Genomic DNA, 11,311 nt, shown 5'->3' with positions numbered 1-11,311 from the left:
TGGAGAAGCAAGGCGTTACGGAAGAATTGAAAGCTCGTGATCAGATGGTGTGGGTTGGAGCTGTAAATAATATCCAAAATGCAGCAGAAGAGATTGTGTTAAAAGAATTGATTTATAGGTAGTGTTGGAGCCCGAAGGAATTGACCATTCAGAGTCCAACAGAAACAACCAATCCGAGCTCATTAGAAATAGCCAATGCACCCATGGCCAATTGATTATCGACAGTTATTCAGTGGGATCACTGATTTCTATGTCTCAGCCAATGAGGTGTAATCTCATCAGAGATCTCTTTTACTCCCATTGCCTGAGCCTGTGCTGCATACTTTTTCAAAATATATGTCACACCAGCTCTTGTCAGTGGTTTGTTACCACGATTAGTGAATAATGGATTGCGTTCATATACAGGCGAAGTCAAATCTGAACCTTCCATATATTGTTTCAATAATTCACTGGTTGGTTTCATGACTGGAACAATACGGCTTTTACCACCTTTTCCTGTCAGTATGATGGTAACAGTATCATTCAAAGCAATATCCCACCAAATGTGATTCAGCGCAATGACGGCTGGAAAGCTTTTTGTATTCAAGGTGCTTTAGACTTTTCATTAATTGGAATATTGTCTAAAATTGCTATAGTGGTTCAGTTTTAGCAAACAACAACATTTCAATTTTTGCGGTGTCTACTTACAATACGGATTACATTCTGATAAAAAATGAAGATTATCAGAAAAGTTTGGAAATCCTGAAATCCATAGGATATGACATTGTAGACTGCTAAATTTTCAATTGTTTGACAGCATGGTTGAAATGCAATTTTTGGGAGAATGACAGTGGCCATTTTTTCCAGACAGTTTTGAAATAGATTAACTGATTTGCACTAGTCAACAAAAACTGGACACAAATTTTAAATTATTCTTCAGTATAAATCCGATTTCCGTACAATGCCGTGCTTCTTTTTCTACATTCTTGTTTGACTGACAGGATTCTATCAGATGTTTCACGATTGTAACGTCTGCTTACGCAGCTTCGGGCCTGACAATCACTCCACACCTGATATTCTGGCTCCTAAGTCAAATAAGAAAGGCACCTATGCCTCCAGGCATCCATTCACATCGCTGGCATCTGTGCCAAAATCTTTCGGAGTATAGGCCTCCTTGGATAAGTTAATGAACGGACACATTACGAATGCCTTTGGCTGATATTAGAGCATCAGTCAAAGGCATTTAATGGTAAAACTGTGAAGATTAACAAATATCAGATTGAAATGTTCTTTTTAATAGAGTTCCTTCTAAATTCTTTTGGGGTACATTTTTCTAATTGCTTAAATAGTTTGGTAAAGTAATTGTAATCATCCATTCCAATTTGGGCAGCAATTTGATTGATCGGGATATCTGTAGATGATAATAAATTTTTTGCTACCTGGATTTTTAAGTTACGAACATGCTTCATGATACTAATGCCGTAGAGTTCGTATGTGACTTTGTAAAAGTTAGTCTTTTGATAATGAAATTCTTTACAGAGCATTTCTACATTAATCGGCTGGCTGATATTTTTTAGAATATAATTGTCAAGTTGATATGCAAGATTATTTTTATTCATTTTAAGAAGACCAGTTACATTTAAGTAAGTTCCAATCATCTCAAGATAGTGCTGTAAAGAGGGAAGAATGTCTGTTGAAAACAAGGTATATTTATTATGTAAAGTATGTAAAGTTTCAATATCGACATTCTGTTTTTTTAATACAGGAAGAAGATTATCCCATTTTTTGTACAAGGAATCAGACGAAAAAAACTGTCCGCACATAACATAGCCGATAATAGTATCAGAAGAAATAATAGGAGAAATAATTTCTGTCATACCCATATGGCACTGATAGATTATTGTTTTCCTTTCATTAGTACATTTTGCAAAACCTTCGAAATCACAATGATGACACTTTTCATTTAATGTTATATCTTCCCGTAGAGTTTTGCAAAAGCGGGACAGCCTTGTCGGACAGGATAGAAACTCTGTAAAATTATTGTCAAACAATGCAATTCTGAAATTAGTCAGTTTGTTAAAATCAAATAAAATTTTGTTGATTTCATCAAAAGAATAGATCAGGTTCATCATTTTAAAAATCCCCTTTCTGTAAGAGACGTTAAACAGACTTTGGCGCCCAACGTAGCCATAGTCTGTTTCTAAGGATTAGTGATTCATAAAGGAATTTAATAAAATTATACTATATTATGAGCAATATAACAAACAAAATAACTTTATTGTTACTGTTAAAAAAGTAAATAATGACTGCTCAACAACACACGAAATTCCCAGGTCGTTGTTTTGGATCAATATCAGCATGAATTCCTGCTGTTTGTACCTTTCTACAAGTTTTATTTTTGTAGCAGGGGATTAAAACTTATTTTTTGTTATTGAGCAGTCATTAAATAGTAAAAATATATAAAACTATAAAGTGAAAAGAGAGTGAACAAAAATACTATTATTTCGAACTGCAATTCTATTTATTTCGTCTTTGATTGATTATACTGAGTACAAAGTTCAGGAGAGGAAGTGATAAGTTGTATCTAGCAGGGATCGATATAGGAACAACTGGGTGCAAGTGCTCAGTCTATGATGATGAGGGCAATTTCTTTATGGAGGAGTATGAAGAATACAGAATTCATATTACAAAAGAAGAACACACCATTGATGCAGAGGTGGTCTGGGAGGGAATAAAGTCAGTAATAAAAAAAATCACCAGACAAATACAATCGATAGAAGCAATTTGTGTAACGTCTTTTGGAGAAGCGAGTGTTTTACTCGACAAAGATGGAACTGTTTTGGATAAATCGTATTTGTTTACAGATCCAAATGGGCAGGAAGAATGTGATGAAATCACAGCAACGGTTGGCAGAGATTATATTTATGAGAATACAGGAATTGCACCGGGAAAGATGTACAGTGTATGTAAGTGGTGTTGGCAGAAAAGACATAAGCCGGAGATTTGGAAAAAAGTGAAATATATATGCCTGTTTGAAGATTATATTGTATACAAACTAACAGGAGTCAGACAGATTGATTATTCACTTGCAACGAGAACAATGGCATTTGATATTTATTCCTTAGAATGGGATACCAAAATACTGGATGCTGCGGAGATCGATGTGTCCATGCTTTCGAAGGTTGTTCCAATAGGAGCGAAAGCTGGAAATATGAGTCTGCAGATAACAGAAGAACTCGGATTTATGAACCGGCCGGTTATAGTGTCAGGATGCCATGATCAGATTGCAGCGGCTATTGGAAGCGGAGTATTTAATGAGAGGCATGGAGTAGATGGTACAGGAACTGTAGAATGCATCACAGTTGCTTTCTCGAAAGGTCAGAAAATCGATAAAATGCTTTTGCAGAAGTCTGGATTTGCGATCGTTCCGTATATGAAGGATTTGTTTGTTACATATGCTTTTTCTTACACCGGAGGTGCGTTGTTAAAGTGGTATCGGGATAAAGTATCTCCTATGGAGGCAAAGGAAGCGTATAAAAACGGGCAGAATCCATACGAGGTATATAACAGGGGAGTTTCTGATGGAGAACCGTCAGAATTATTGATTCTTCCCTATTTCGCAGGCGCTGGAACACCTTATATGGACAATAGTGCAAAGGGAATAATTGCTGGTCTTACAATGGACACATCAAAAGAGAAGATTTATCAGGGAATTATGGAGGGGTGTTCTTATGAAATGAAATTAAATCTTGATTACCTCCAAAAAGCAGGAATTGCAGTAGAAAAACTTTTTGCTACAGGAGGAGGGGCAAACTCAAAAGAGTGGTTACATATAAAGGCAGATATATATGATAAAGAGATAATATCATTGGGAGCCGCTGAATCAGGAACAGTTGCATGTATATTGCTTGCCGGAGTTGCATGTGGAAGATTCAGGAATTTGGAAGAAGCGTCAAAAGTATTTATCACTTATAGAAATACTTATTTCCCACGAAAAGGCGTGAAGGAAAAATATAAAAAATTATTTGATCGATACAGGATGATTTATCCGAGGCTGTATGAGAAATAAAGGAGAAAGGAAAGTATAAAAAATGAAGAAGACGACATTTGTTTTATATTTTGGAAACAGAGGATTTATGCCTGCAGAGCTTCTCAGTTCTGCAAGACAGGAGATGATAGAAGCTGTTGAAAACGCAGGTTATGATTACCTGATTATGGATGAAAAAGCAACCCGATATGGCGCGGTTGAGACAAGAGAAGAAGGACGCATTTATGCAAAATGGCTGGAAGAGCACCGGGGAGAATTCGATGGAGTTATATTATGTATGCCCATTTTTATTGATGAAAATGGGGCCATTACTGCACTGGAGAATGCAGGAGTTCCAATTTTGATGCAGGCATATCCTGACGAAATCGGAAAAATGGATTTTGCTCATCGTAGGGATGCATTTTGTGGAAAATTCAGCGTGACGGATGTTTTTGAACAATATAAGAAACCATATACAGTATTTTACCCCCATGTAGTACATCCTCTTTCAAAAGAATTTGCTGAAAATCTCAGAGATTTTGCTGCAGTATGTCGTGTTGTAAAGGGAATGAAAAAGTTGAATGTGGGATGCATTGGTGCAAGAACAACTGCATTTAAGACTGTTCGTTTCGATGAGGTAACGGCACAGAGATATGGCATTAATATTGAATCTTTCGATTTGTCAGAATTAATTTTTAAGGTACAGAACAAGAATGACGATGATGAGGATGTAATTATTAAGAGAGGAATTCTTGAGAACTACACCAACTGCTCCTGTGTGCCGGAAGAGAATATGAATACACTTGCTAAGACAAGTGTTGTTCTGGACGAATATATAAAAGAATATCATTTGGATGCACTGACGTTACGTTGTTGGAATGAAATGGAAGATATTCTTCATATCACTCCGTGTGTATTGTTAGGCGAATTAAATGACAGAGGAATTATTGCTTCATGTGAAATGGATCTCTGTTCTGCACTTACTATGAAAGCCCTGTCTCTTGCATCGGAAGAAGCATCTACTTGTCTTGACTGGAACAATAATTATGGAGAGGAAGAAAATAAAGTTATTCTTTTCCATTGTGGACCTGTTCCGCAGTCATTGATGACTTGTAAAGGTAATGTTATTGATCATAAGATGATTGCCAAGACGGCACCCGGACACGGCTGGGGAGCAAATGAAGGAAGAATAAGGCCTTTTGATATGACATTTTCAAACTGCAAGATGGAAGACGGAAAGATTTATATCTATTTCAGTGAAGGAAGATTTACGGATGATGTTATTGAAGATGGATATTTTGGCTGCGGAGGTGTAGCTGAAATTCCTAATCTTGAAAATAAGCTGAACAAGCTTGCCAGAAATGGATTTAAACATCATACAACAGTTGGTGTTGGACATATGAAGAAGGTATTGGAAGAAGCGTTTAAATACTACTTAGGATATGAGATTGTTAATATTGATTAAGAAAAAGGTGAGAAAAAGTGGTGAAAGAAGATTATTATTTTGGAAATCCAGATCAGATACGTGGTGTAGAAGAATGTTATCTTTTGGAGGGAAAAGCTGATGGTGTGCGAATCATGCGCGTTCGAAATGGACTGGGGCTGGAGGTAACAGTCTGTCCAGATCGTTGTGCTGATATTACCCGGGTAATATTTAAGGGAGATAACATGGGGTATTTTGCACCTTGTGGTTATGTTTCGTCCAAATATTATGATGCAAATCAATCGGAAATGGTGCGTTCTTTCACAGGGGGCTTCTTGACAACCTGCGGTTTAGATAATGTGGGAGAGGTTTGTGAAATAGATGGAATTACATACCCGCTTCATGGAAGGATCAGTAATCAGCCAGCCAAACACTGCTATTGGAGTGAAAATGATGACGATTATACCATCCACGCAATTATATCGCAGGCGGCTTTGTTTATGGACAAGATGGAGTTGGTTAGAGAAATTCATATAGGCAAAAAAAATAATACGATCGAAATTAAGGATCAGATTCAAAATAAAGGAGATAAGGAATCCGCCTGTATGTTTATGTACCACATGAACATGGGCTATCCATTATTATCAGAACATGCGCAGCTACAAATAAATTCATGTGATGTTCGGCCTAGGAATGAATATGCAAGGGAACACATTTCTACTTGGAAAGAGATTTCGGAGCCGGGCAGTATGACAGAGGAGGCTTGCTATTACCATTCTTTTGAAGAAAAAGGAGTTGCAAAGATATATAATCCTGATATTAAAAAAGGTGTGGAGATATCTTTTGATCCCGAATCACTCCCGTGTTTTACAGAGTGGAAAATGATGGGGAAATACGATTATGTACTGGGACTGGAACCCGGAAACTGTAATCCAAACGGCCGTAAAAAGGTTAATCAAAGTGGTAAGCTTGTAATGTTGAAGGAAAATGAAATAGTAAAATATGGTGTTAAGATAAAACTTTTGGAGGAAGCATAAATGTTAACAACAATGAACGAAGTGCTGAAGATCGCAGAAGCTAGAAATATTGCGGTTGGTGCATTTGATACCCCGAATTTAGAAAATATGTTTGCGGTTGTGAAGACCGCTGAAAAGTACAATGTGCCTGTTATATTGATGTATATTCCACTGCTTGAGGATATTGCTCCTGTGGAATTTATGGCACCTGTAATGGTTGCGGTTGCCAGAAATGCTAAAGTTCCGGTTGCAGTACATCTGGATCATTGCAGTGATCTGGAACGCTTAAAGCGTTGCCTAGAACTTGGGTTTACATCAGTTATGTATGACGGATCTGAACTTTCATATGAAGAAAACGTAAGAAACACAAAGATTGCAGTTGAATATGCAAGAAGATACGGTGCAGATGTAGAGGCAGAAATTGGTATTATGGGTGGACGTGAAGCAGGAGGAGCAAATGTAGGGAGCATAAAACCGGAGGATATGTATACGGATCCGGAAGATGCAAAGCGATTTGTGGAGGAAACAAAGATTGATGCACTGGCGGCTTCCTTCGGAACGGCACACGGGTTTTACACTGTTGCACCTAAACTTGATTTTGCAAGGATTGAGAAAATAAAGAGTCTGGTAAAGATTCCGCTGGTTATGCATGGAGGATCTGGCGTGAATGCAGAAGACTATGTAAAAGCAATTCACTGTGGTATTCGTAAGATCAACTATTACTCTTATATGGGAAAAGCAGGTGTAGACGGAGTGAAATCGTGTCTGGAAAAACATAATGGAGAGGTAGCGTTTTATCATGAGATCGCAGCTGCAGCAACAGAAAAAATGCAGGAAAATGTTGAAAAAGCTATCAGGACATTCTCTATGCAGTCTTGATCTTTTTCTCAAATTAACTACTGAGAACAGGAGGAAAGTAAAGTAAATAGTTCTATGATAATTATATCATTTATAATTTTTGCCGGATTGGTTGCAGTTATTACGTATTTCAAAACCAGAAACGATAATATGGAAACCAGTGACGGATATTTCCTTGGCGGGCATAGCCTGACGGCAATTGTCGTGGCCGGATCGTTGATGCTTACAAATTTGAGCGTTATACAGTTTGTCGGACAATCGGAAAATGCATATCGTAACAATTTGAGTGTTATTGGCTGGGAGGCTGGTTCAGGAGACCGTTGTTCTTTTGTCCCAACAGAAACCAGATGACACGATAGAGATCGACTTAGACTTGGATGAACTGGATGCAACCAGTGCAGAGACGAAAGCGACCTATCAGGAAATCAAAGATTATGTGCTGAAAGAATTTGGCTTGAAGGTTTCAAATTTATATATTTCTCAAATCAAAAGGAAATGTGGAATCGAAGTAGGAGAGAACTATAATCTGCCAAGGACAGAAAATCCAAAAGTGCCACAGTGTCCGAAAGAGAAAGAAGATGCTATCAAGGCTGCCCTGAAATATTTTGCGATGATCTAAGGATATCGCTGATTTCAAGGAGGAATAACACATGAAAAGCACATTTGAAAAAATGGGTGGAACCTATACACTGGGAGCAGATGGAATTTACTATCCGAACCTTGTTAGTACAGATGAAGAACCGCATTATGGGAAATATGGGATGTTACGGAGAACATATCTGAAAGAGCATTGTCCGACAATGTATTCTCTGTATATGTTGGAAGACAGGCTGACAGCACATCTGAATGCTGTGGATGATGAAGCACAGGAGAGAATGGATGTTCTGGTGCGTCAGATGATGGAGAAGCAAGGCATTACAGAGGATTTAAAAGCTCGTGATCAGATGGCGTGGGTTGGAGTTATAAATAACATCCGGAATGCAGCAGAAGAGATTGTGTTAAAAGAATTAGTGTATATTTAAGGTAATGGAAAGCTCCTTCGGGAGCTTTTGGGTATAGTCATAATATTTACCGAAAGTACCTTTGAGCTGTTCAATCAATTTATCCCGAAAATCAGGACGTATCTGGATTCTGGTATCCAACAATTCTGTGTATTGTTCCGGATCAGGACGAAATTTTTCTTCTCGGAAAGCAGCGGCGTCTTTTTCAAGCTGTTTTTTAAGGGAGATGTCCTGAGAATAAAGAAGAACATGACGCAAAATTGCTTTTCAGCGGTATGCTTCTTAAAGAATACTATGTAAACAAAGATACTGGCGAAATAGAAGAAATACAGTAAAAACAAAAGCCTTGACCACGAAACAAATGGTTAAGGCTTTTCTTTATACTATTGTTATACTAAACTTACAGCGTGATATGATGTGATAGGCCGAGTTAGGGAAAGTAGAAATCCCAAAAAGGTAATACGGGTATCACTTATGGAGAGTTATGGAGAGATATGGCGAGTACCTGTTAATCTTTCAATTATCTGAAAGATGGAAACTGTGCGATCAGTAATTCATTAGCTGAGAACTGTATCCGTCCGTTTGTGATTGGCCGAAATTATGTGTTTAAGAACATAAAAAGAAGAACTGGGAAATGATTGATACGATTAATGAGCAACGAGTTCTGCGATTATCTATAGTATTGCAGAAACTGCAAAAGCGAATAATTTGAAACCATATGATTATTTTGAATATTTGCTTACTGAACTTCCAAAACATGAGGATGATACAAACACATATTTTCTGATAGAACTGTTGCCATGGTCAAAAACATTACCAGAGCATATTCGAAAACTTGTTAAAGAAACAGAAAAATAAGTTGGTCGCAAAAGCGACCAACTCTTTGTACGGCTTTAGCCTGTTCAAAATGTCTACGCAGCGTGTAGACATTTTAAACTATAACCCACCTGCTTTGCGGGTGGTGGCCATTGTTATACGCAAAAATCACCTTTCCGTACTATAATAGAGGTGTCCAGCCACTATTATGAAAGGAAAGGTGATTTTATGGCAAAGAAAACGAATGATTTATCACACACAAAATGGATGTGTAAATATCACATTGTCTTCACTCCCAAGTATAGACGAAAAATAATTTACAATCAATATAAAGCTGACATTCGAGACATTATAAAACAGTTATGCTCTTATAAAGGAGTGGAAATTATCGAAGGGCATCTTATGCCCGACCATATTCATATGTTGGTCAGCATACCACCCAAATATAGCGTATCTAGTTTTATGGGATATTTAAAAGGAAAGTCAGCACTTATGATATTTGATAGACACGCAAATCTAAAGTACAAGTTTGGAAACAGACATTTTTGGAGTGAGGGATTTTATGTTAGTACAGTAGGCGTAAATGACGCCACAGTGCGCAAATACATCCAAGAACAGGAAAAATATGATATTATGCAGGATAAACTTAGCGTAAAAGAATATGAAGACCCTTTTAAGGGTTAAGGCGAAGTAGTACCAATGCCCTTTTAAGGGCGGCGACGAGTCAAGAGCCATGTGGCTGGAGCAATAGGGTAGAGGGAGAAAAAAATTTTTTTCTCGCCCCTCCCATTGAACCGTACGTACGGGTCTCGTATACGGCTCTACAACTTATATTCCAACTTTAACTAAGTAATAGGATAGGGGATTGAGCAAATTAGCTCCGTCTTTTATCCTATTTTCAAGTAAATCTTTACTGATAATGAAATTTACTACGTTCATTCCACATCTTCTGTACCATCCAAGTCTTGAGTTCGCAACTTTAAAAATTTCTTCCTGATTACATCCAGTCTTATTTTTCCAGTTTAGATAACTTAAATTTCTATAGATGGTTTTTGGTCTTTTCCACTGTTTCATTACAATCACTCGCATTTTGTGCCTCAGCCATTCCCCAAGTTCTTCCATAAACAGCTTCATCATTCCAATTCTGAAATAATTTATCCACCCTCGTACAATCTCGTTTACTCTCTTAATTGTAACTGCAAGTGGTCTCGCTACCGCTTTTCCTCTTTTCAGATATTCGCTTAGCTTCTTTTTCAGTTTCTTTTTCTTTTCATTGGTTGGTCTGACTTTCCATTCCGAACCATTCTTTAGGAATGTGAATCCAAGATATTTACTTCTTGTCGGTCTTACCACTTTTGTTTTCGTAGCATTTACTTTCAGGAATAGCTTTCTTTCTAACCAACTACAAATGGATTTCATTACTCGATTGGCTGCCATCTCACTTTTGGTGAATATCAGCACATCATCAGCATACCTTGTGAAACAAAGTCCTCTTTGCTCCAGTTCTTTATCTAACTTATCAAGATAGACATTAGAACATACAACCGAAAGTGGGCCACCCTGAGGTACACCCGTGATAGTCGCTTTTTCCAGTCCTTTTTCCATTACTCCTGCTTTCAGATATTTCCGAATCAGATTTAATGTGGTACTATCGTTTACTTGCTCTCTTAGTATCTGAATTAACTTATCGTGATTTACCCTGTCGAAAAACTGTTCAATATCAATATCTACTACCCATTCATAGCCACTGTTCAGATAGCAGAGGGCCTGTCTGATTGCATCATGACAGCTTCTTCCTGGTCTGAATCCATAGCTGTATTCACTAAATATTTCTTCATAAATATCAGATATTGGCTGAGCAATTGCCTGCTGGATAGTTCTATCCAATGCTGTAGGGATTCCCAACGGACGTTGTTTTCCATTGTCTTTCGGAATGTATACTCTCCGTACTGGCTTCGGCATATAAGTTCTATTCCTAATGGATGTGACAATCGCATCCTTATTCTCCCTTATATAATCTCCCAGTTCCTCAACAGTAATTCCATCAACTCCACTTGCACCTTTGTTGGCTACCACCTTCTTATAGGCTTTGTTCAGATTTTCTTTTGTTAAAATCACTTCGATTAATTCCATTGTTGTTACTCCTCTGACTTATCCTAAGATTCATACATAACACCCCTCTAGATATAAA

15 protein-coding genes are annotated in these 11,311 nt (G+C 37.6%); 12 read left to right on the top strand and 3 right to left on the bottom strand.

The genetic code is table 11. From position 1 onward, the window contains the following. Positions 1 to 122, top strand: a 122-nt coding sequence (locus DWZ38_RS22855; protein WP_243000287.1) for a TnpV protein, incomplete at its 5' end; no start/stop codon positions are given. Between the two features lie 116 nt (positions 123 to 238). Here DWZ38_RS22855 and DWZ38_RS14640 read toward each other — a convergent pair. Beyond that, positions 239 to 586, bottom strand: coding sequence for a tyrosine-type recombinase/integrase (locus DWZ38_RS14640; RefSeq protein ID WP_243000279.1), 348 nt, complete (start codon positions 584 to 586; stop codon positions 239 to 241). A gap of 89 nt (positions 587 to 675) precedes the next feature. Here DWZ38_RS14640 and DWZ38_RS23605 point away from each other — a divergent pair, with 89 nt between their 5' ends. After that, positions 676 to 777: a hypothetical protein gene (locus DWZ38_RS23605; protein ID WP_347519879.1), complete on the top strand. Its 102-nt coding sequence runs from the start codon at positions 676 to 678 to the stop codon at positions 775 to 777. Positions 778 to 1,253: 476 nt separating this feature from the next. Here DWZ38_RS23605 and DWZ38_RS14630 read toward each other — a convergent pair whose 3' ends face one another. Next, positions 1,254 to 2,111 carry a PocR ligand-binding domain-containing protein gene (locus DWZ38_RS14630; protein WP_117853766.1) on the bottom strand — a complete coding sequence of 286 codons (858 nt, stop codon included), beginning with the start codon at positions 2,109 to 2,111 and terminating at the stop codon, positions 1,254 to 1,256. Between the two features lie 404 nt (positions 2,112 to 2,515). Here DWZ38_RS14630 and DWZ38_RS14625 point away from each other — a divergent pair, with 404 nt between their 5' ends. From DWZ38_RS14625 to tnpA, 10 genes are all read left to right on the top strand, one after another. Further along, positions 2,516 to 4,048, top strand: a complete 1,533-nt coding sequence (locus tag DWZ38_RS14625; RefSeq protein ID WP_117853764.1) for an FGGY-family carbohydrate kinase — start codon at positions 2,516 to 2,518, stop codon at positions 4,046 to 4,048. A gap of 22 nt (positions 4,049 to 4,070) precedes the next feature. Next, positions 4,071 to 5,471, top strand: a complete 1,401-nt coding sequence (locus DWZ38_RS14620; RefSeq protein ID WP_117853762.1) for a hypothetical protein — start codon at positions 4,071 to 4,073, stop codon at positions 5,469 to 5,471. Positions 5,472 to 5,491: 20 nt separating this feature from the next. Further along, a complete protein-coding gene (locus DWZ38_RS14615) occupies positions 5,492 to 6,466 on the top strand; it encodes an aldose 1-epimerase family protein (RefSeq protein ID WP_147343022.1) in 975 nt (324 codons plus the stop codon). Continuing rightward, a complete protein-coding gene (locus DWZ38_RS14610; RefSeq protein ID WP_117853758.1) occupies positions 6,467 to 7,324 on the top strand; it encodes a class II fructose-bisphosphate aldolase in 858 nt (285 codons plus the stop codon). Between the two features lie 54 nt (positions 7,325 to 7,378). Beyond that, positions 7,379 to 7,654, top strand: a complete 276-nt coding sequence (locus DWZ38_RS22505) for a hypothetical protein (RefSeq protein ID WP_178105341.1) — start codon at positions 7,379 to 7,381, stop codon at positions 7,652 to 7,654. After that, positions 7,632 to 7,922: a hypothetical protein gene (locus tag DWZ38_RS14605; RefSeq protein ID WP_347519875.1), complete on the top strand. Its 291-nt coding sequence runs from the start codon at positions 7,632 to 7,634 to the stop codon at positions 7,920 to 7,922. Before DWZ38_RS22505 ends, DWZ38_RS14605 begins: the two co-directional genes overlap by 23 nt. Before the next feature lie 31 nt (positions 7,923 to 7,953). Continuing rightward, entirely contained in the window at positions 7,954 to 8,325 is a 372-nt protein-coding gene (locus tag DWZ38_RS14600; protein ID WP_117853756.1) for a TnpV protein, read from the top strand. Between the two features lie 503 nt (positions 8,326 to 8,828). Then, positions 8,829 to 8,942, top strand: coding sequence for a hypothetical protein (locus tag DWZ38_RS23600; protein ID WP_178105351.1), 114 nt, complete (start codon positions 8,829 to 8,831; stop codon positions 8,940 to 8,942). Between the two features lie 70 nt (positions 8,943 to 9,012). Next, positions 9,013 to 9,162, top strand: coding sequence for a hypothetical protein (locus DWZ38_RS23595; protein ID WP_347519872.1), 150 nt, complete (start codon positions 9,013 to 9,015; stop codon positions 9,160 to 9,162). Between the two features lie 186 nt (positions 9,163 to 9,348). After that, entirely contained in the window at positions 9,349 to 9,804 is a 456-nt protein-coding gene (tnpA, locus tag DWZ38_RS14585; RefSeq protein WP_117853754.1) for an IS200/IS605 family transposase, read from the top strand. Positions 9,805 to 9,948: 144 nt separating this feature from the next. Here the strand turns inward: tnpA and ltrA are convergent, their stop codons facing one another. Next, entirely contained in the window at positions 9,949 to 11,253 is a 1,305-nt protein-coding gene (gene ltrA / locus DWZ38_RS14580; protein ID WP_117853751.1) for a group II intron reverse transcriptase/maturase, read from the bottom strand. Positions 11,254 to 11,311: the final 58 nt, after the last annotated feature.

Origin of the sequence: Ruminococcus sp. AF31-8BH, assembly GCF_003460605.1 — a bacterium.
Classification (GTDB): Bacteria; Bacillota; Clostridia; order Lachnospirales; family Lachnospiraceae; genus Blautia_A; species Blautia_A acetigignens.
Note: the sequence above shows the minus strand (reverse complement) of the source record. Positions and strands in the feature narration are given on the sequence as shown.